Source organism: Nocardia spongicola (genome assembly GCF_047200775.1).
In the GTDB taxonomy this organism is placed as follows: domain Bacteria; phylum Actinomycetota; class Actinomycetes; order Mycobacteriales; family Mycobacteriaceae; genus Nocardia.
The window spans coordinates 542,521-564,105 of sequence record NZ_JBJZOO010000001.1 but is presented as its reverse complement, the minus strand read 5'-3'; the positions used below and the strand labels follow the sequence as shown (position 1 = coordinate 564,105).

The following is a 21,585-nucleotide window of genomic DNA, read 5'->3' as shown; positions in this document are numbered from 1 at the left end:
CTCACATCACATCCAGTTCGGGTAGCGGGAACACCAACCGTCCACCCGCTGCGCGGAAGGCGTTCTCTCGGCGCAGCAACATCGTGCGGAAGTGCCAGGGCAGCACGAAGAACTGATCGGGGTTCAGTTCGCGGGCCTTGTCCTCGGACACGATCGGGATGGCGCTGCCCGGAGTGAACTTTCCGAATTTGTCGTCGTTGACTTCCGCGATGTAGGGCAATTCCTCCGGCCCTATCCCGCAGTGCTGCAACACCACATTGCCTTTGGTCGAGGCGCCGTAACCGAGAGTGCGTAGACCCGCTCCACGGGAACGGTCGAAGAATTCCCGAACCTGATCACGATGCTGTTCGACCCGTTCGGCGAAATCGGCGTAGGGCCGCGGGGTGTGCAGTCCGAGTGCGGCTTCCTCCTGACGCATCCGCTGCAGTGCCGCGGTGGCAGTGGCTGATGGCAGGCCCCGCTTACCCAGGGTCAGCGCGAAACTGCCACCGTTGATGGCATTGCGTTCCACCTCGAGCACCACGAATCCGCACCGTCGTGCCATCCATTCGATCTGGTCGAGGGTGTAGTACTCGAGGTGTTCGTGACAGATTGTGTCGTAGGAGGTGGTGGCGAGCATCGCGGGCAGGTAGCTCTGTTCGAGCACCCAGATGCCGTCCTCGGTGAGGTTGTCGTACACCGTGCGCATGAACTCCAGCGGGTTCGGCACGTCGTAGAACATGGCGATCGAGGTGATCACCTTGGCTCGCCGACCCGCCAGAACCGACTCGACCAGTGCGCTGGTGAAGTATCCGGTCACCAGCCGCACGTGTGGCGGATAGAACCGGCGGAACTTCTCCCCCAGCGGGTCGATACCGAGTAGCGTCGCGATCCCTTCCGGATAGGACCGCAGCAGGGTCGCGTCATTGCTGCCGATATCGATCACCACATCGTCCGGTGTCAAGGCCATCTGTTCGGTGATCCTGTCGACCCGGTGGGCCAGGTGATCGATCATCGATCGATTGAGACCGGAGCGGTAGCCATAGCCGGGGGAATACATCTCGTCGAAATCGGCGGTGTGGCGCAACTGCACCAGTCCGCACTCCTCCGGGCCGGTGGATACGCAGCGCACCAGTTCCAGGGGATAGCGTGGTACCGAGGTGGGGTCGGTAGCCGGGAACACCCCGGTCAACGCCATCGTTCCGAGATCGACAACCGTCTCGAGCCGAGTATTCGCACATACCCGGCAGCACTCCACCGCCACTGCTTGCGTCACGCGTTCTCCATATCGTGGGCGACCATCAGCTCGACAAGTTCGGTGAAGCTCGTGCGGGGCTCCCACCCGAGCTTGTGCTTCGCCTTCGTCGGGTCACCGGTGAGATGGTGCACCTCGGCGGGGCGGAAATAGGTCGGATCGACCTCGACGAGCACCCGCGCGGTGTCCGGGTCGATCCCTTTCTCTGCCAAACCGCTACCTTCCCAGAGCAATTCGACTCCAGTGGCGGCGAACGCTGCCTCGCACAACTCCCGCACACTGTGTGTCTCACCGGTCGCGATCACATAGTCATCGGGCTCGGGCTGCTGCAACATCAGCCACATGGCTTCGACGTATTCCTTGGCGTATCCCCAGTCTCTGCGGGCATCCAGATTGCCGATGTAGAGCTTGTCCTGTTTACCCTGCGCGATGCGCACGGCGGCGCGGGTTACTTTTCTGGTGACGAAAACTTCTCCACGCCTGGGTGATTCATGGTTGAACAGAGTGCCGTTGACCGTGTACATCCCGTAGGCCTCGCGATGGTTCACCGTGATCCAGTAGGCGTAGAGCTTGGCGACGGCATACGGCGAGCGCGGATGGAACGGGGTGTTCTCACTGAGTGCGATATCGCGCAGTCCGCCGTAGAGCTCCGAGGACGAGGCCTGGTAGAACTTGGTGGCGATACCGGTCTTACGGATCGCGTCCAGGATACGCAGCGTGCCGATCGCATTGGTCTCTGCGGTGAATTCCGGGATCTGGAAAGAGATGTGCACATGTGATTGCGCACCCAGATTGTAGATCTCCGAAGGGCGCACTTCCTCCAGAATTCGGTTGAGGCTGCTGGAGTCCATGAGATCTCCGTAATGCAAAAACAACCGGCGGCGTGAATGCGTATCGGAATACAGGTGATCGATACGGTCGGTATTGAAATTCGATGCACGCCTGACTATTCCGTGCACTTCATATCCCTGTTGTAGCAGGAATTCTGTCAGATAGGACCCGTCCTGACCTGTGATGCCCGTTATCAAGGCTTTTCTCATCAAATCTCCAACCCTGAGGCTAACGGGTTCCGAAAGTGTTGACAATGACTATCTTTCGGTAGCCGACGGTACTAAAATTCGATCGCATGAGTGCGGCCTCCGAAAAAACTCTGGTCATGATTCCGACATACGATGAGCGGCACAACGTCGGTCCGTTGCTTACCCAGATTCTGGAACAGGGAACCGATTTCGAGGTCCTGTTCGTCGACGACAACTCCCCTGACGGCACCGGTGAACTGCTGGAGGAACTGGCGGAAGCGCACTCGCCCCGAATTCACGTGCTGCACAGAGCCGGTCGTCGAGGTGTCGGCTCCGCGCATCAGGCCGGCATCCGTTGGGCGTATACGAACGGATATCGACATATCATCACGATGGACTCCGATTTCGCGCATCCACCGTCGTATATCCCGGCATTGCGTGCCGCTGCCGACGGTTTCGATATCGTGGTCGGATCGCGGTATCTGAAAGAAGACAGCCTGGCCGACTGGACTCCCTTCCGTAAGGTACTGACCAGGGTCGGACATTTTCTCACCGTGACACTGTTGCGGATGCCCTACGATGCCACCGGTGCGTTCCGATACTACCGGCTGGACTCCGTTCCTATCACTGCTTTCGACAGGGTTCGCTCGACCGGATACTCGTTTTTCTTCGAAAGTCTCTACATACTCAACGCCAACGGTTTCCGAATCGAGCAGGTGCCGATTCACGTGCTCAATCGCACAGCGGGGGCGTCGAAGATGCGCACTCGCGATGTCGCGACCAGTGTGCGTTTTCTGTTGATGCTGTGCGCGGAGAAGTACTTCCGGCCGAGCAGGCACCGGATCAGTTCGTCCACGCACCGCTGACCCTCTGCCCGGCCAGCCAGTCGATCACCGCTGCTGCCTCCGGCCAGTCCGTGCCGGTGGCGGTGACCGGGAATTGGTCGTCGACATAGTCTTTGGCGAAATCAGAATGCGAGCCCACCGCATCGCGGACCTCGGCCAGCGTCACGGTGGTTCGCGCGCCGACCTCGCGCAGACCGGTGTCGCCGAGGTGCTCTACGATCCAGTCCGCACACCACCGCACCGGTGCGAAGCTCTGCCGCGAGCTGCCACTGGCGAATACCGGACGATCGGCGGCCATATCCGCGAGCACACCTTTGCGGTAGTCGCCGCCGTACATCGGCCCCAACCGGACGATGAAAGTATCACTGCCGGAACATAATCGCTCCGCATCCCTGCGGTGGCGCCCATACACCGTATCCAGCTGTGTACGTGCGGAGATGCTGCTGATCTGCACGAATCGGCCCCAATGCCACTGTTCGCGCAACCGGAGCGTCGCGCCAACGGACTCCTCGTGGTCGGCATCCGGATTACGCTCGGCCCAAAACCGTTTCGATGGACAGGCGGCATTGATCACCACGTCGTAGCGGCCCGCGGCGCGGTGCCGGTGGTACTCGGTACGCACGACCGGCACCACATCCCACCGGGTATGTTTGCCGAGTGCATCGACCAGCGCTGCACCAACGTACCCCGCGGCACCGATAACGGCTACGCGCAATCCGGTCATACCGGTTTTCCTTCCAAGGTGTGTGGTAGAGGGGCGATCTGGACGATCGGTGGATCACATTCGTCCCAGGGTTTGGTCAGCATGGCGACGAAGGTCAGCGAGGTGATCGAGTACACGGTGTGCACCACGCCGATCGGCGTGCGGGTGCAGATGCCCTTGGACACGTGGATGAACTCCTCCGGGCAATCCGGATCCGCGTGGTCGTCCTTGGTCACCAGCACCCCGCTGCCTTCGACGAACAGCAGATATTCGACGAAATGCGGGTGGTAGTGCAGCCCACGCACTTTGCCGGGGTGCATGTAGATCAGATTGAACTCCAACAGGGGTTCCGGCGGAACCCAGGTGAATATGCCGCCACGGCCGTCGCGAACAGTATCGAGATTGCACGAGGGGGTGAGGACTTCGACTTTCATTGACTGCATCCCTTCATCAGGCTGGTATCACGTCGAGGCGGATAGCGGCGAGCTTGTCTGTGAGTGAGTCGAGCAGCGCCTCGCGGTGTTCGACGAGGAAGAAGTGACCACCGGGTAACAGTTCGGTGCCGCGCAGTCCGGGCAGGACATCACGCCACGCCTCCAGTTGGGTCGCCGCCACTTGACGGTCGTCCCGGCCACCGAACAGATAAGCCTGGCACGGCGGTGCGGTGCCCGGTGCGAACCGGTAGTCATCGAAGATCTCGAAATCGCTGCGCAGTGCGGGCAGAAACAGCGCCATCACTTCGGGGGTGTCACGCACCTCTGGGGGGATGCCACCGTAATGGCCGACCGCGTCGAGGAAATCCTGATCCGGCAACTCCGACAGCCGGAAGGGCCGAGGCAGATGCGGCGCCGCCGCGCTGCCGAGGAACAGCGCCATGGGTGCGGTCCCGGTGGGTAACCTGCGTGCGACCTCATAGGCGGTCAATGCGCCGAGGCTGTGGCCGAAGAACGCGAAAGGCAGCTCGGTCAGTGGCGCGACCTGCGCCAGCCCTGCTTCGACCAGATCGGTGAAGCGCCGGATCGGGGTCTGGTCGCGGTGCTGTTGCCGGGCAGGCAACTCCACGAGGCATAACTCGACCCAGCTGGGCAGCTGGTGGCGCCACGGGGCATAGGTCGCGGCTTTACCGCCTGCGAACGGCCAGCAGAACAACCGGAGGCGCGGTTCCCCTGCGGCCCGGCGCTGGAGGGTCAGCGCACCCGGCTCGGTGCCGGCCGGGATCGGGGGTGTTGTTTCGGCTGCGCTTCCGACAGATTCGGTCGGAACACGATGGACAGCAATATTTTTCGTGCTCTCTTCCGGAACGAGAGATTCGCGTGTCAGTGTGCGCAGGTCGCCTACCGTCGCGATTCGGGTCACCGGCGCGCCCAAGGTCGCGAAGAACTTCGACAGCGGCGCGGACGGACCGATCTCGTAGCGATGCGTACCGGAACGCAACAGCGCACGCATATTGGCGGTCCAGCGCACCGGAGCGGAGATCTGGCGCACCAAATGCTCAGCGAGCAGCTCGGGGCGATGGAACTCTCCGGTGTAGTTCGAGGTCACCGCGGCTGCCCGGTTGGCGTGTGCGCGGGACATGCAGGCGGCGAGCTGTTCGGCGAATTCGGTTTCGATGCAACGCATCCACCGGGAGTGGAACGGCGCGCTCACCCGCAGTGGGACGAAGCGCAGCTCGGGAAGACGTTCGGCGAGGATCGTCCTCGCGGCGGCGACGGCGCCACTGCCACCACTGATGACCAGCTGATCGGGCGAATTGTCGTTGGCCACTTCGGCGTCCGCCGCGGCAACCAGCTCGGCGGCCGTTGAGCTCGCGATATCCGGCAGGATGAGCGCGGCCATCGCGCCTCGGCCTTCGGGCACGGCGCGTTGCATGAGGGCGCCGCGGGTGCGCACCAGCCGCACCCCGTCGGCGAGGTCGAAGACGCCTGCCGCGACCAGCGCGGCGTACTCGCCGAGACTGTGCCCACCGAAAGCAGCGGGCCGCATACCGTATTCGGCCACCAGCACCCGGTAGACGGCGATCTCCATGGTGAGCACACACGGTTGGGTGTACTCGGTGCGGTGCAACCGTGGGTCGCGCTCGACGCAGATCCGCAGCAGATCCTCCCCTACCGCGTCACTCGCCTCGGCGAAGGTGTCTCGTGCGAGGCGGAACTCGGCGCAGAAGTCGGCGCCCATCCCGGTCCGCTGGGCGCCTTGCCCCGGGAAGACGAGGGTGCACTCGGGGCTCATCGCAGCACCCCCGTGGTCGGTTCGGCCGCCTGTGGAGCGGCGATATAGCCCACTTCGGCGCAGTGCGCCAGATAGACCCGGATCAGCTCTTCGGTCGTCGGACAGTCGATGCCTGCCGCGCCGAGTACCCGCCGGGTGTAGGTGCAGTCGGCGTAGGAGCTTTCCTCGTAGTGGATGGTGCCGAACAGTTCGATGCCGTACTTGAACATCTCCAAGGTCTGGCTGTCGTAGACCTCCTCGGTGCCGAGCCGGTAGATCTGCCGTTCGGTGGCCCTGTGGTGGAACTCTTCCAGCGGCACCAGCCGCACGTCGTAGCCTGCGCGCTGGACGTAGCGGACCACGTCGTAGTACCGCCGGATATCCGGATTGGTCAGGTGGTAGGTCTCCCGGTAAGTGGCCCGGTGCACGGCGATGTGCACAATCGCGGCGCTGACATAATCGACCGGCGTGATGTCCCAGTGCACCGGCGTCAACATCGTCTCGCCGGTCTCGATCATGGTCTTGAGAATGTCGTAGTACGCGCCTTTGACACTGACTTCGGAGAACGGGTACCGGCCGGTGCAGCTATCGCCCATGATGTTGCCCGGCCGCACGATATCCCAGAGCAATCCGCGGGAACCGGCTGCCCGGATCAGTTTCTCGGACTCGTATTTCGTCTGCTGATAGGGCAGATGGTCGTAACCCTGCCCCAATTCCAGATCGTGCTCGGTGAACGGCGGGTTGTTGAAGTTGAGCCGATCGCCCAGCGCACTGAAACTCGATATGTACACCAGGTACTTGCCCCGCGAGTGCAGCGCGAATTCCACTGCGCGCCGGGTTCCTTCGACATTGATCGGGGCCAGCGCGTCGTAGAAGGTGACCAGCGTGGTTCGGCCCGCGGCGTGGATGGTCAGGTCGACCTCGTCGGCGATCCGCCGCCAGCTCGTCTCGTCCAGGCCGAGTCGTGCACTGGAGACATCGCCGAGCACCGTCGTCACCCGGTCGGCGAACGCCTTGTCGAGGGCGCCGTCGGGGTCGTAGGTGCTCAGGAAGTGTTTGATCCTGCGTTCGGCCGTGGCGACCGTCTTACCGCGCACCAAACAGCTCACCCGCACATCGGTGTGCGCGAGCAGGTCGTGCAGCAGTTTTCCGCCCAGTACACCGGTCACACCGGTGATGAACACCGACCGTACCGGGATCGGGGCGTCCATGCGCACCGGCACGATATCGGGCTCGGTTCCTTCGACTGGGGTGACCGTCGTGGCGCGTGGACCGTTGGTGTGCGCAGTTCCGGTGATGATTCCCGAGGCCACCAGGTATTCCGCCAGCGCGGCGATGGTCGGATACTGTTCGGTCGATTCCGCCGGAATCTTGACGTCGTAGTGTTTCATCAGCCGGTTGAGCATGCGTACGGTGGCCACCGAGTCGAACCCGAAATCGGCGAACTCCGCGTCGAGCTCGAGTTCCTCGGGGTCGGTCTTGGTCAGATCCGCGAAGATATCGCGGATCTGCGCACTGATCCGATCGCGCAATACGGTGCCGTCGTCGGACAGTTCGTCCGGCACGGGTCCGCTGCCCGGGGTGTCTTCAGTGGACACAGCGGATACGGCAGGTTCGGTGGATACGGTGGCTTGGGTAACCGAGTCGGGTTCGACGGGGGCGGTACCGGTACGCGCGGGGTCCGGGAGGTTCTGTTCGGCTGCGCCATAGGTGGATCGCCCATTGTGTCGCCCACTATCGGCGGTGCCGGGATCGGGCGCGGTAGGTGCCGGTGCGCGCGATGGTGGGACCTGTGCCGACGGGTCGCCGGTGCGGCGGTAGTCCTCGGGCACGATCCAGTAGCGGCGCCGCGCGAATGGATAGCCGGGCAAACTCACGATCCGGCCGAAGGGCCGCTGATAGGTATGTTCCCAGTCCACGGTCCATCCGCTGGTCCACAGCTCGGCGAGGCGGGGAAGATTCCCGGAGTGTGACAGCGCACGCACCTGCGCGCGATCGGCTTCCGATTCGCCGGGCAGCTCGTCGAGTTCGCGGTGGGTGCGGGCCACACCGCGGAAAACCAGCAGGCCTTCGACCGGTCGCGAGGAGTGGGAAGTGGCCGCGCGGTCGAGCAATTCCACCAGTTCGGCTGTGGAGGTGGCCACCAGCGCGAGCCGATGCTCGAACGCGGTCCGCCCGACAGCGAGGGTCCAGGCCACATCCGGCAGCGGCAGCGGATGTTCGCGCAGCCGTTCGGCCATCCGTGCGGTCAGTTCCGTCAGTCGGTCGGCGTCGCGGGCGGACAACACAACGATCCTGGGTAGGTCGTCTTCGTGAGTCGGGACGGTCCGCTCCGCGTCGGCGAGGATCATATGGGCGTTCGAACCGCCCGCGCCGAATGAGCTGACGGCGGTGATCCTGGGCTTGCCGTTACCGAGACGCGGCCAGGCGGTAGGCCGGTCGATGATCCGGAACGGTGTTGTCGTGAAGTCGATGCCCGGGTTCGGCGGATCGCTGTGCAAAGTGGGAGCCATGGTGTCGTGCCGCAGTTGCAGCAGCGCCTTCACCACCCCGGCGGCACCCGCGGCCGCTTCCAGATGCCCGATTACGGATTTCGCCGAACCGATACCGCAATAGCCGCTTTCGCTGGTCGATCTGCGGTAGGCCCTGGTGAGTGCCGCGATTTCGATGGGATCGCCCAGTGCGGTTCCGGTGCCGTGCGCTTCGACATAGCCGATGTCCTCCGCCGCGACCCCCGCTTCGGTCAGCGTCCGACCGATCAGGTCGGCCTGGGCTGCGGGATTGGGCACGGTGAACCCATTGGTATGGCCGCCGTGGTTGAGCGCACTGCCACGGATCACGCCGTAGACGCGGTCACCGTCGGCGCGGGCGTGCCGCAACGGTTTGAGCACCAGGGTGACCACGCCTTCGCCGGGCACATAACCGTCACCACCCGCGCCGAACGATCGGCAGCGCCCGTCGGTGGAAGCCCATCGGCCATAGCCGAGCAGCAGATATTTCCCTGGATGGATCGACACGTTGACCCCGCCGGCGAGGGCGTAAGCCGCCTCGCCGCGGCGCAGGCTCGCGCAGGCCAGGTGCAGTGCGGTCAGCGATGCCGAGCACGCGGTGTCCACCGCCAGACTGGGTCCGTCGAAGCCGAAATGGTAGGAGACGCGATTCGCCACCGCGAAATAGCCGGAGATCGGGACACCGACGAAGGCCTGGTACTCGGCATAGCCCACCCCGGCGAACACCCCGGCGTCCGGCAGGCCGCGCGCGGCAGCACTGGCGCGTAACCGTTCCGGTGAATAGCCCGCGTCTTCCAAGGCCGTCCAGGATGTTTCGAGGAACAATCGCTGCTGGGGGTCCATCTCTTCGGCATCTTTGGGAGTGATGCCGAAGAACCGGGCATCGAATGCGTCGACGTCATCGAGGAATCCGCCCCAGCGCGCATACGTGGTGCCCGGTTCATCGGGATCCTCGGATAGGTATTCCCGGTGATCCCATCGCTGCGGTGGGACTTCGACGATGCAGTCGCGGCCCGCGACCAGATTGGCCCAGAACTGCTCGATATCGCCTGCCATCGGGAACCGGCCCGCCATGCCGATAACGGCGATATCGTCCTCGACATCACCGCTATCGCCTACCGCGAGCCGGTGCGGGGCAGGCGCCGGCTCGGGTTTGCTGTGGTCGGGGGGCTCGGGGTGTACCGTGGCTGTCTCGCCGCCGGAGAGCGCGGTGGCCGGGTTCGGGTCGGCGGTGAGCGCAGCCAGCCGCGCGGCGTGCTCATCGGCGAGATAGCCCGCGAGATCGCGGACGGTCCGGTATTCGAAGAACAGGGTGCTCGGCAGCGGGCCGAAGTCGGTCTCCAGCCGTTCGTTCATCTTGCTGATCAGCACCGAATCGATGCCGTAGTCCTGCAGTGGAATACGGGTACGGATGCGTTCCGGATCCAGACGACAGTACTCGGCCAGCAGTCGCCGCAGATAGGTTTCCGCGGTCTGCCATGGCGGTGCGCTCTCGACGGGTTCCGTTGGCGCGGTGGCTCGCTGGGGAGTATCGGTATTACGTAGTACGTTCACGGCGACGGTCGTGGCAGTCGCGGCAGTGTCTCGTCGCATGGTGGTCATCGGGGTGGCAGTGCCATTACCTGACCGGCCATTAGGGGGCAGCCCATTACGCGACAGGGTGGACTCGGTGGATGCCGTTGTGGTCGAAGGTTCTTCGTCCGCATCGGGTATCCAGCACCGCTGTCGGTCGAACTGATAGCCGGGCAGGTGGATACGGCGGGCGGGCGAATCCGTCCAGCCAGGGTATTCGACTGCCGCGCCCTCGACCCAGTGCTCGGCCGCCGCTATCGGATCATCCAGCACGGTCGGCCCGGACCCGGTTCGCGGTGGCTCGTCGAGCACTCCGGTGCGGACACCGGCGGGACGCTCGCCTGCGAGGAACGCGGCCAGCCCGGCCGTGATCGCCGCCACAGAGTCCGCGACGATCGCGAGCCGGTGTTCGAAGCCGCCGCGTCCTTTCGCCAGTGTCCGCGCGATATCCACAGGTGCCAGGTCCGGGTGTGTGATCAGATGTCCGCGCAGCGTTCGCGCCAACTCGAGCAGGCTCGTGGCGCTGCGCGCGGAGAGCACGATGAGCTGCTCTCGGCTGGGCACGGCCCGTTGGCTGGTTTCGATGATCGGTGCGGCATCGACCACCATATGCGCATTGGTGCCGCTGAAACCGAACGAGCTGATCGCGGCACGATGTGGGAAGCCACGCCATTCGCGTAATTCGGTATTGACGAAGAACGGCGATTCGGCCAGGCCGAGCAGCGGATTCACCGAGTCGACGTGCAGAGTGGGCGGCAGTTGCCCGGCGCGCATGGCCAACAGCACCTTGAACAAGCTCGCCATTCCCGCCGCATGCGAGGCGTGTCCGATATTCGATTTCACCGAGCCGACCGGAATAGTGCCGACCGTGCCGGTGTAGTTGCGGAAAGCGGTAGTGAGCGCCTCGATCTCGATCGGATCGCCCAGCCGGGTTCCCGTGCCGTGTGTTTCGATATAGCCGATAGTGGCCGGGTCGATCCCGGCATCGCGATACACCGCCAGTTCCAGTTCGGTCTGGGCACGCATACTCGGCGCGGTGATGCCGTTGGTGCGGCCATCGTGGTTCACCCCGATACCGCGGATCACGCCGTGGATCGGGTCACCGTCCCGTTCGGCGGCGGCCAGCGGCTTGAGCACCACCACCCCGGCGCCCTCGGCAATGACGAAACCGTCGGCAGCCGCATCGAAGCTCGCGCACCGCCCCCGCGGTGACAGCATCCCCATCGAGGAGGCGAGCAGATGGTATTCGGGTGTCACGAATACCGCGACGCCACCGGCGAGGGCGAGCTCGGACTCACCCGTGGCGAGGCTGCGGCAGGCCTGGTGCAGCGCGACCAATGCCGAGGAACACGCGGTGTCCAGGCCGAGGCATGGACCGGTGAGATCCAGATGGTAGGCAACCCGGGCGGGCAGAATAGCGGGGCTGTTGCCGGTGAACATGTGATGGGAGCCGATCGGCCCTCTGGTACGCAACAGGGTTGCGTAATCCGATCCCGGTGATCCGGCGAATACCCCGCATCGAGTGCGCCGCAAGGACGTCGGGTCGATAGCGGCGTCTTCCATGGCGAGCCAGCTGTGTTCGAGGAACAGCCGCTGTTGCGGGTCCATGTAATCGGCCTCGGCGGGCACCAAGTCGAAGAACAGCGGATCGAACAGTTCGACACCGTCGAGGAAGCCGCCCCACTTCGAATAGGTCCTACCCGGAGTCGCCGGTCCTTGGCGGAAGTAGTCGGCGAGTGGCCAACGGGTAGCCGGGATCTCGGTCACCGAATCGTGTCCGGTGGCGAGATTGCGCCAGAACTCGTCGAGATTCGCCGCGCCGGGAAAACACCCGGACATGCCGATGACGGCGATATCCATGCCCGCAGGCCGCGCACTGGGCCGCGTGGCCGATAGACTCGCGGTCCGCGCGCCGGGTGCGGGCGATCCGGGTGTGGTGGGCCGGTGGCCGTTATCGTTGCTCGAAGGGGTCTGCGCTGCTGCGGTCGCGGTAGCGCGATCGGCGGCGATGCGTTTGCTGAGCAGCCGCACCGAGGGATGGTCGAAGATCACTGTGGGTCGCAGTGCCAGACCGTAGCGCGTGTTGACGCGGTCGATGAGTTGCACCGCGAGAATCGAATCGACGCCGTATTCCGATAACGGCAATTCCGGGCGTACCTCGGTGTCCGCCACACCGAGTCCGGTGGCGACCAAGCCGATGAGCTCGGCCTCCACTGCCGAATCGGCTGCTGGATCAGCGGCTGCCCGCACTGGGATGCCGGTCGCGGTGGGTTGGTCCGGTTCGAGCACCGGTGCGGATTCTGGTGCTGATTCGGACTGCCTTGTGATCGCCTCGGCGTCGACCGCGGCCAGTAGCCGGAAGCTGGGTTCCGTGTCCGCGGACAAGCCGGGCCCCCAAGCCCGGACTCCGGAGAACCCCGCAGCACGCAGGGCGGTGCGCCATTGTGTTTCCGTGAGCAGCGGGGAGTTCGGCAGCCGTGAGGCGGGATCACGGTAGGCGTGCCAGCCTTCCAACAGGCCGAAGGTCAGCGCGAGCACCTCCAGGTCGGTGGTCGCCTCGACACATGCGAGGACACCGCCGGGCGCCAGCAACCGCCGCACGTTCCGCAGCGTGGTATCGATCGACCGCGTCGCGTGCAGCACATTGGCACATACCACCAGGTCGGCGGCTTGGGCGGGGAAGCCTTGCGCGACAGGATCGTTCTCGATGTCCAGTACGGCGAAACGCACATTCGGGTGCGTGCCGACGGTGCGCCGTCCGTGCGTGACGAAACTGTGCGCTACATCGGTGTAGTGGTAGTCGAATGCGATCCCGCGGTCGGTCAGCGCGGTGAGCACGGCATGGGTGGAGCCACCGGTGCCTGCGCCGATCTCCACGATCCGGACCGGTCCGGCGCTACCACGTTGCCGCGCGACAGCGCAGACCAGTTCGGCAAGCAGGCCGTTGCTGAAGTCGTAGGCGGCATTGCCCCGGTAGATCGCACCGACCAGATCGAGGGAGCCGCCGGGGAAGAGCACCTCGGTCGCGGACAGCTCGCCCCGCAACACCCGCGGATACGCCGCCAGGCAGGTATCCAGTAACGCCACATACGCCGCGGTCTCCGGGAAACGCGTGAGCAGATCGGCGCGCATCCCGCTGGTACCCGGTGGTGGGCCTGTGACCACGATGCGGCCATCCTTCGATTCGAGGAGACCGTGCCTGCGCAGAATGTCCAGGCAGCTGATGCGCAGTCGTTGGAATTCCGGTCGTACTCCAAGAACCGCGTCCACCGATTCGGCGGTCCACTCCCCCGGTACGAGGCCCATCCCGGCGAACGTGCCGAACAGCAGCATCGCCGCGTACCGGCCGAGTTCAACCTTGCCCGGCTCCACGATTCCCGCAGGCCGCACCGCTGCCTCGAACTGTGTCACGGCGTCGTCGAAGCGCGAGCGCGGCGGGGCGATGATCCAGTAGTCGGTGCGATCGAAGGGATAGCCGGGCAGCGGGATACGGCGGTGTGGCAGGCCGTGGTCACGCCAGTCGATCTCGGCACCCGTGACCCACTGGCGAGCCAGTTCCCGCTGGTTTCCCGCAGACTCGTCCGGTAGAGGCCGGTGCTGCGGCTCGGCGATACCGGTGAGCGCAGCACCAGGTTGTCCGGCCAGGAATCGGTCGAGCGCTTCGGCTACCGCGATCGGCGTCGCGGCCAGTACCGCCAGTCGGTGCCCGAGCGCTGGTCTGCCTACCCGTGCCGTGCGTACCGCATCGGTGAAATCGGCAGGATCGAGCGTACGCATATGCCGGGCCATGGCTTCGACATAACACCGCAACTGGACCGCTGTGCGGGCCGACAAAACGAACAGCTCCGGCCCGCCATGCCCGGCCGCAGGACGTGCCCGGTCATCGATGAATTCGGCGAGCACCACATGGGCGTTGGCGCCGCCGGCACCGAATGCGCTGATCCCGGCTCGCCGTGGCGCGGTGCGGGCGTCGACGCGCCGCCGTGGCCAATCCGCAGGCTCGCGTGGCAGCTGAAAGGGCACCGAGTCGAAGGTGATGGCCGGATTGATCTGTTCGGCGTGCAGGGTCGGCGCGATCTGTCCGTGCCGCATCTGCAGCAGCACCCGGGTCAGGCCCGCGATTCCCGCGGCAGCTTCCGTGTGGCCGATATTCGATTTGGTCGAGCCGAGTGCACGGAAGCGATCGCTTCCACCGGAACATCCGAATACAGCTGCCAAACCGGCGATTTCGATCGGATCGCCGAGTGCGGTGCCGGTGCCGTGTGCTTCCAGATAGTCGATCGCCGCGGGATCGAGTCCGGCCGCTTCCAGCGCCTCGGTGATCACTTCGGCTTGTGCGCCGGGACGGGGCACGCTGTATCCAGAGGTATGACCACCGTGGTTGACCGCGCTGCCGAGGATCAGACCGTGGATGGTGTCGCCGTCGGCGCGGGCGGCCGACAGTGGCTTCAGATACACCGCGCCGACACCTTCACCGGGAACGTAGCCGTCGGCGTTCGCGGCGAACGGTCTGCACCTGCCGCTGTCCGACAGCATGCCGAGGCTGCGCAGCAGCAAGAACTTGTCCTCGTGCAGCAGCAGATTCACCCCGCCGACAATGGCGGCATCGCATTCGCCGTTCAGTAGGCTGCGTCGCGCCAGATGCAGGGCGGTCAGCGAGGCCGAGCACGCGGTGTCCACGGTGAGACTCGGTCCGCGCAGGCCGAGAGTGTAGGAGGTGCGGTTGGCGATGGATGAGGGGATCGAAGCCACCGCGACCGGCTTTCCCGCCCGGGTAGCCGCGACCCCGAGCAGGCGGTAGTCGCTCCAGGTGGCGCCGACGAACACCCCGACACGTCGATCTCGCACAGTGGGGTCGGTGTGGTGATAGCCCGCATGCTCCAGCGCCGCGTACGCCTGCTGCAGGAACAACCGTTCCTGGGGATCCAGCAGCGGCGCTTGTACGGGTGGGATGCGGAAGAATTGCGGGTCGAAACCGCCGATCTCACGCAGGAATCCGCCGGTCATCGGTGGCGCACCTGATGTATCCGCGACCGCGGTGAGCCACCATCGTTCGGCCGGAACCGGGCCGACCGCATCGTGTCCGTCGCGGAGGTTACGCCAGAACTCGTCGATATCGTCGGCGCCGGGGTAGCGTCCGCTGATCCCGACAACAGCGATCGGCTCTCCGGTACCGGCTGGAGCGGATGACTCCGGCACCGTGACCGGTTCGGCGGCGGGAGCGGTATGCGGGGTGGCAGCCGGGCGCAACCGGGCGCGCACGGCCTCTGGATCGCCCCACACCACGGCGAGCTGTGCGCGGTCAAGTGCCGCGCACGACAGCAGCAGGTCGAGTCCGGTCTCGGTGGGCAGCAGCCCGATTCCAGCCCGGCGTAGTGCGGCGAGCTGCTGCGCGGGCACACTCATGCCTCCCTCGGCCCACAGCGGCCAGTTGACGCTGACCGTCCTGATACCGGTCGCATCACGTTGTTCGGCGAAAACGTCCAGATACCGGTTGGCTGCCGCGTAATCCGCCTGCCCAGGATTGCCGAGCACCGCCGACACCGAGGAGAACAACACGGTCAGGCGCGCCTCGGCGAACACACGGGTCAGGTGTTGCACGCCGGGTACCTTCGGCGCGAGCACCGAGGTCGCTTCGGCACGGCCGGTGCCGGTCAGCAGTCCGTCGCGCAGCTGTCCCGCACCGTGATAGAGCACATCGACCGGGCCGAAGGTGGCGTGCGTGATGGTGGCAACCCGTTCGGCATCCTCGGCGACCGACACATCGGCACGCACATGCATCGCTTCCGCACCGAGAGCGTTGAGTTCGGCGAGCAGTTCCGCACCTGCCGCATCGAGCGGACGGCGCGATACCAAGACCAGCCGAGCACCGTATCCGGTCGCGAGGCGCCGCGCCAGCTGCCTGCCGATACCGCCGAACCCGCCGGTCACCACGACCACCGCCCCGGTCCGCAGCACAACGTCGTAGGCAGCGGTCACACCGGGAGCAGTTGTGCCATCGGTACGCACCCGAGGCAGCCGGATCTCCCGTCGGCCATCGCGATAGCGGATCTCGGTGGCCGGATCGCGCTCGTCCACTCCCAGTTCTGCCGCCACGATATCCGCGCAGACCAGCTTCGGATCACACTGCAGGGCACGAAGAATCGGTTGTGGCTGCTCTAGCCGCAGGGTGCGCGCGAAACCACCGAGCAGTGCGCAGCTCAGCTCACCCGCTGGTGTCGCGGGTGTGATGGCGAGCACTCGGCGCGCAGGTGGTTCGGATGCTCCAGCCAGCGCGCACACCAGATCACGGAGCGGTAGGTATACCCGCTCGATCAGTTCCCGTGCGTCATCGGCACCGAACGATTCGGCCCACAGATACAGTACGGCGTCGAAGCGCAGCCGCCGGTCTGTCAGCTGCGCGAGCAGCAGCCCCAGGTGGTTCGGATCAGCTGGGTCGATGTGGAAATCGACCGTGCTGGAACTGAACTCGGTGCCCGGTCGCACTCGGACCACGGTCGCTTCCCCCTCATGGCGGTAGGGGTGCTCGGCGGTATCGAAGACGAGCAGACCGCTCGGCTCGCGGCGGGGATGGACGGTGCTGTCGGGTTCCCAGTCGAACCCGAAAGTGACCACACCGTCCTGCGCTGGCGCAGGGGTGGTCGTCGAGGGGCCGGTTGTGTCCGATGCTGCGGCATAGGCCGGTTCGGGCGGAGCGCATACCGGGGATGGCGTATCGAAACCCGTTGAGCTGCCTGTTTGTCGGTCTGCTTCGTGAGCCGGGACGGGATCGGGCGCAGCGGCGCAAGCGCTCTGGGGTCGATAGTTCTCACCTACCGTATCGGCGAGATGGCCTGCGAGGGCTTCGATGGTCTGGTATTCGAACAGCAGTGTGGGGTACAGCGGCTCGCCGACCCGTCCTTCCAGTTCGGCGGTCAGGCGTAACAGCCGCCCCGAGTCCAGGCCGAGCTCGTAGAACCCCACGCCGGTAGCGATACTCGCGGCGTCGACACCCAGTTCGGCAGCGACGAGGGCGGCCAAGTCGGCACTGATCAGTGCGCGCGGATCCGCCGTCGGTACGGGCACAGTGGAGTGCTCTGGTGCCGGAACCCGCGGTGCGCGCCGGTATGACGCCCGCATGTGGTCCGGTATCAGCAACCGGTGGATATCGGCACTGCCGCGCACCCGCTTGGACGTCAACCGGTAACGCGCCACAGGCGCTCCGGCCGGATCGTAGAGCACCACGTCTGCTTCGAGCAGGTCTCCGCTGTGACCGCCGCGTACCGACGCCCGCACGAAGACTTCCGCTGGAGTCGGCTGCCAGGTGTGTACGTCACCGAAGCGGATCGGGATGAACGCGCTGTCGTCATCCACCCCCAATCGGTGTGGGTCGACGAACGCCGCGATGGTCGAGGCGTCCAGGAACGTGGGATGCAGCAGGAAGCCTGGTAGGTGTGCGGTCGCTTCGGGACCCAGTCCCATCAGTGCGGTTACGAGATCGCCGTGGCGGGTGAAATGCCCTGTGGCGCGCATGAAGTCGCGGTGTTCGATACCGCGGCTGCCGCTCTGGGCGTACATATCGGTCAGCGGTCGCGCGTCCGGTGGCATCGACCGGTCGGGAACATCCTCCGGCTGTTGCGACTGGCCGACAGGATATGACTGCACTACAACACATTCCGCGATGGCATCGATCGGTCCGGATGGTGTGCCCGTCCGGTCGAGTCGCTGCATATCGATGCTGATCCGGCCGGTAGCACGCTCGACTCGGAACGCGATACGCACCGCGCCGTCGTCGTCGAGCGCGACCGGACGGTGGAAGAGCATTTCCCGGATGGTCAGGTCCGCGGGTCGGTAACCTGCCGCCATCGCCGCGCGCAGGATCATGTCGAGATACACCACGCCGGGCAAGATCCGTACGCCGTGGACGCGATGATCGCGGACGACCGGGTCCTCGGCGCGCACCGTGGTGGCGAAGCTGTCCAGCTCGATTCCGCTCATCACAGCGGCTCCACACGGAGGAACGACGGCGCGGGCGCGCTCGGTGTCATCGGGACCACGAACCGTGGCGCGGGCTCCGGCGGTGCGCTGGGAACCGTTTTCGGCAGCATGAAGCTCCTCTTGCGGAAGGCGGGCGGATCCAGGGGACGACGTATCGGTCGATGAGCATCGGGTGCCTGCTCGATGACGAGGTGGGCGTTGGTGCCACCGAAACCGAACGAGCTGACCCCGGCCGTACGGGGTCTGCCGTCGGCGGGCCGCCACGGGCGCAGCTCCCGATTGACATACAGCGGCGAACCGGTGAACGTGAAGCGCGGGTTGAGCGTGTCGCAGTGCAGTGACGGCGGTAGGGCCGCGTGCCGTACGGCGAGGATCGTCTTGACCGCGCCCGCGATGCCTGCCGCGGAAAGCAAATGGCCGATATTGGTTTTCACACTGCCGACCGCACAGGGCTCCCCGCCGCCGGACCGGTCACCGAGCACAGTGGCCAGACCCTTCAACTCGATGGGGTCGCCGATCATGGTGCCGGTGCCGTGCGCCTCGAGATAGGACAGCGCGTCCGGTGATATGCCCGCCGCGTCGAGCGCTGCGGTGACTACATCGATCTGTGCCCGCATATTGGGTGTGGTGATGCCCATGGTGTGCCCGTCGTTGCCGATGGCAGAGCCGCGCAGCACCGCGTAGATCCGGTCGCCGTCGGCGCGGGCATCGTCGAGCCGTTTGAGCAGCAGCAGCGCCGCACCCTCACCGGGGACGAAACCATCGGCATCTTCGGAGAACGTCGCGCATCGGCCGTGCGGGGAGAGCACACCCGCCGCTGCCAGCGTTACGAACGGCATTTCGTCGAGCAGTACCTCCACCCCACCTGCCAGCGCGGCGTCCACCTCGCCTGCCCGCAATGCCTGGCAGGCCAGATGCACCGACAGCAGCGATGACGAACATGCGCTGTCGAGTACGACATTGCCCGCATGCCAATCGAAGTAGTCGGAGATCCGTGCGGCGATGAAGTTCTGCCCGATGCCGATGATGGTGTGCCGATCGGCGACCGGGATCCGGTTGAAGTAATTGGCCGCCCGACTGCCCGCGTAGACGCCGATTCGTTTACCCGCCAGTTCCGCACGGCGGTACCCGGCGTCGGAGGTGGCCAGCACCGAGGTCTCCAGCAGCAGCCGCTGCAGGGGGTCCATCTGCCAGGCGAGTTCATCACTGACGCCGAAATAGTCCGGGTCGAACAGCTCGACGCCGTCGACGAACCCGCCCCATTTGCTATTGGTCAGTCCTGGACCACCGCCGGGGCGATAGAATCGAGCGGGGTCCCAACGGGCCGGGTCCACCGCACGGATACCGGATTCGCCCGCGGCGAGCATGCGCCAGAATGCCTCCGGGTCATCGCCCCCCGGCAGGCGGCAGCCGATACCGATGACGGCGATGGGTTCAGTGGTCGCGCTCCGGCGGGAATCCGCGGACCATGTGATGGTTCCGGCCGCCCGCCACCCTGGTTCGGTCGTGGTGGGCGGAGCGCTCGGCAGTGGGGTATCCGACGGCGGGGTATCCGGTGGTGGGGAATTCGGTGGCGGCGTCGCGGCGAAGCGCTCCGGGAACTGTTCGGTCAGCAGTCCGGCCAGCGCGTCCAGGGTGGGGAACTCCAGGACCAGCGCCGGGTCGAAGGGCTTACCGACCACTTGTTCGATCCGCCGCACAGCCGAAGCGATGAGCACCGAGTCCGCACCGTATTCTTCGAACCGTTTGTCCCCCTCGAACCGGTCCGGCGCGAGCTTGAGCTCATCGGAGAAGATCCGCAACAGTTCCCGATACGCGGGTTCGGTCCCGTGCGCAGGTGTGGGTTGTGCCGCAGGGACGGGTATGCCGGGTGCCGTGCGTGTGCTGTCCCCGCCAGGTCGGCGCACTCTCGGGGAAAGCGACAGTGCCGCACCGTGATAAGGCAGCACTACGGGTACATCCGGTACACCGAGCACCGCGTCGAGCAGGTCGAAACCCTCTGCGGCGGAGACAGTGGGCAGGCCGGTAGCCCGGTAAGCGGCCGTGCTCACCGCGCCGAATCCGGTATCGCGGAAGGACGGCCAGTTGATCGAGCGGAACCAGGTCCGGCCGAGAGCATGTTGGGCCTCGGCGAAGCGGTCCAGATAGGCATTGGCCATCGCGTAGTCCGACAGCCCCACCGCGAGACCGGGCAGGACCGCCGACACCGACGAGAACAATACGAAGAAATCCGGGTGATCGGCGGCGAGCGCCTCCGCCAGGACCGCGGTGCCGGTCAGCTTGGGCGCGAGCACAGCCGCGATAGCGGGACCGGTTTTGCGGACGAACGCCGGACTCTCGGTCGAGACGCTTCCCGCGCAGTGCACTACGCCGCCGATCGGCCCAAGTTCGCGGCGTACCTCATGGAAGAACGCGGTCAACGCCGCGGCATCGGTGAGACTGCCGTAATAGGTGCCTACCGTGACACCGCGCTCGCGCAGTGCGACCAACCGCCGCGCCTTCTCAGCCGCCGGACCGGAGCCTGCCGCCACTCGGTCCCATTCCGTTTCGGGTGCAAGAGGTTCCCTGCCGAGAATGGCCAAGCGGCGGGCACCACGATCGACCAGTGCCGCGGCGAACTCCGCGCCGAGACCACGGGTACCGCCGGTCACCACATAGGTGCGCGCGGGGTCGACGACCAGCCCGTCGCATGGCAGCACCTCAGTGAACTCCACGGTCTCGCGTATCTCGCCCCGATACCGCACCCGAGGCGCTCCATCGGCAGCGGCGCACTCCGCACCGAGGACGGCCAGTAGCCGAACCGGATCGGCGCACACTACGGTGCGCTCGGCGACCAGATGGACGCTATGTGCCCGCACATCCCGGATCTCCTCGGCGAGCGCGGCGACCAGACCTCCCAGCGGCGCCGTCTCCGGGCCGTCGGCGCCCTGGTGTCCGGCGGCCATGTGCACCAGCGTCAGCGCACCTGTCCGTGCCTCGATCACACCCTGGTACAGGCCCATCCGCCCGAGCTCATCGGAGGGGTGCGTGGCCGCGGTGGGAACCAGATCGCACAGATCGATCACACAGTCGCTGTCGGGGTAGCGTGCCAGCAGTGCTCGGCCGAGCCGGGCGCCCGCATCGAAATCGTTCCGATCCAGATCGCCCGCCCTGCGCGAGACCCGGATCAGCCGCCCCGGATCACCGCATACGGCGCCGAGCGCCTCGACCAGCTCCTGGGGGGTTCCCGCCGCGTAGACGACAAGGACGCGCCGGGAACGCAGGTCGCCACCGGACAGCGGGAGCTGCTGCCAGATCGGAACCAGCAGCTTCCGATCCGCCCGCGCCGCACCCGCTTGCCGACTGGATTCGGCCTGCCTGCTGGGGTCGAACTGCCGGGCAGGTGCGAATCGCCTGTCGGATTCGGGCTGCCGGACGGACTCCAGTTGCCAGGAGAGCTCGGACCGGGAGACCGGTGTGGACTCCGGCGCGGCAATATCTCCTGGGTCATCAGTGCCAGGGACATCCGGAATCCAGT

Annotated in this window: 8 protein-coding genes (1 of these 8 only partly in view); 1 reads left to right on the top strand and 7 read right to left on the bottom strand. The window is 65.7% G+C overall.

Features of this window, described 5'->3' with window-relative positions:
- Position 1: 1 nt before the first annotated feature.
- Together ACL02S_RS02425 and gmd are read right to left on the bottom strand one after the other, a co-directional pair.
- The gene (locus tag ACL02S_RS02425) at positions 2-1,255 is read right to left on the bottom strand and encodes a class I SAM-dependent methyltransferase (protein ID WP_412800585.1); all 1,254 of its coding nucleotides are present in this window, start codon (positions 1,253-1,255) and stop codon (positions 2-4) included.
- Positions 1,252-2,274, bottom strand: a complete 1,023-nt coding sequence (gmd, locus tag ACL02S_RS02420) for a GDP-mannose 4,6-dehydratase (protein WP_412800584.1) — start codon at positions 2,272-2,274, stop codon at positions 1,252-1,254. Before gmd ends, ACL02S_RS02425 begins: the two co-directional genes overlap by 4 nt.
- 86 nt (positions 2,275-2,360) lie before the next feature.
- On the opposite strand from gmd, the gene ACL02S_RS02415 reads away from it, so the two are divergent.
- Positions 2,361-3,119: a polyprenol monophosphomannose synthase gene (locus ACL02S_RS02415; RefSeq protein ID WP_412800583.1), complete on the top strand. Its 759-nt coding sequence runs from the start codon at positions 2,361-2,363 to the stop codon at positions 3,117-3,119.
- Here the strand turns inward: ACL02S_RS02415 and ACL02S_RS02410 are convergent.
- The 5 genes in view from ACL02S_RS02410 to ACL02S_RS02390 are tightly spaced (at most 16 nt apart) and all read right to left on the bottom strand, a layout consistent with a single transcriptional unit that may run on beyond the window.
- Complete coding sequence (locus ACL02S_RS02410; RefSeq protein ID WP_412800582.1) at positions 3,097-3,822, bottom strand: NAD-dependent epimerase/dehydratase family protein; 726 nt, start codon at positions 3,820-3,822, stop codon at positions 3,097-3,099. The two genes, ACL02S_RS02415 and ACL02S_RS02410, sit on opposite strands and share 23 nt — an antisense overlap.
- On the bottom strand, positions 3,819-4,235 hold the full coding sequence (locus tag ACL02S_RS02405) for a cupin domain-containing protein (protein ID WP_412800581.1): 417 nt from the start codon (positions 4,233-4,235) through the stop codon (positions 3,819-3,821). The genes ACL02S_RS02410 and ACL02S_RS02405 overlap by 4 nt, the downstream gene beginning before the upstream one ends.
- 16 nt (positions 4,236-4,251) lie before the next feature.
- Complete coding sequence (locus ACL02S_RS02400) at positions 4,252-6,030, bottom strand: thioesterase domain-containing protein (protein ID WP_412800580.1); 1,779 nt, start codon at positions 6,028-6,030, stop codon at positions 4,252-4,254.
- Positions 6,027-18,068, bottom strand: coding sequence for an SDR family NAD(P)-dependent oxidoreductase (locus ACL02S_RS02395; protein WP_412800579.1), 12,042 nt, complete (start codon positions 18,066-18,068; stop codon positions 6,027-6,029). The genes ACL02S_RS02400 and ACL02S_RS02395 overlap by 4 nt, the downstream gene beginning before the upstream one ends.
- Positions 18,068-21,585, bottom strand: the final stretch of a protein-coding gene (locus ACL02S_RS02390; protein ID WP_412800578.1) for an SDR family NAD(P)-dependent oxidoreductase. It continues 17,878 nt past the right edge of the window; the window shows 3,518 of its 21,396 coding nt (coding positions 17,879-21,396); its start codon lies beyond the right edge, outside the window; the stop codon is at positions 18,068-18,070. Before ACL02S_RS02390 ends, ACL02S_RS02395 begins: the two co-directional genes overlap by 1 nt.

Coding starts and splice junctions, on each gene's coding strand:
- gmd (WP_412800584.1), bottom strand. CDS start 2,274: ATGAGAAAAGCCTTGATAACGGGCATCACAGGTCAGGACGGGTCCTAT.
- ACL02S_RS02415 (WP_412800583.1), top strand. CDS start 2,361: ATGAGTGCGGCCTCCGAAAAAACTCTGGTCATGATTCCGACATACGAT.
- ACL02S_RS02410 (WP_412800582.1), bottom strand. CDS start 3,822: ATGACCGGATTGCGCGTAGCCGTTATCGGTGCCGCGGGGTACGTTGGT.
- ACL02S_RS02405 (WP_412800581.1), bottom strand. CDS start 4,235: ATGAAAGTCGAAGTCCTCACCCCCTCGTGCAATCTCGATACTGTTCGC.
- ACL02S_RS02400 (WP_412800580.1), bottom strand. CDS start 6,030: ATGAGCCCCGAGTGCACCCTCGTCTTCCCGGGGCAAGGCGCCCAGCGG.
- ACL02S_RS02395 (WP_412800579.1), bottom strand. CDS start 18,068: ATGAGCGGAATCGAGCTGGACAGCTTCGCCACCACGGTGCGCGCCGAG.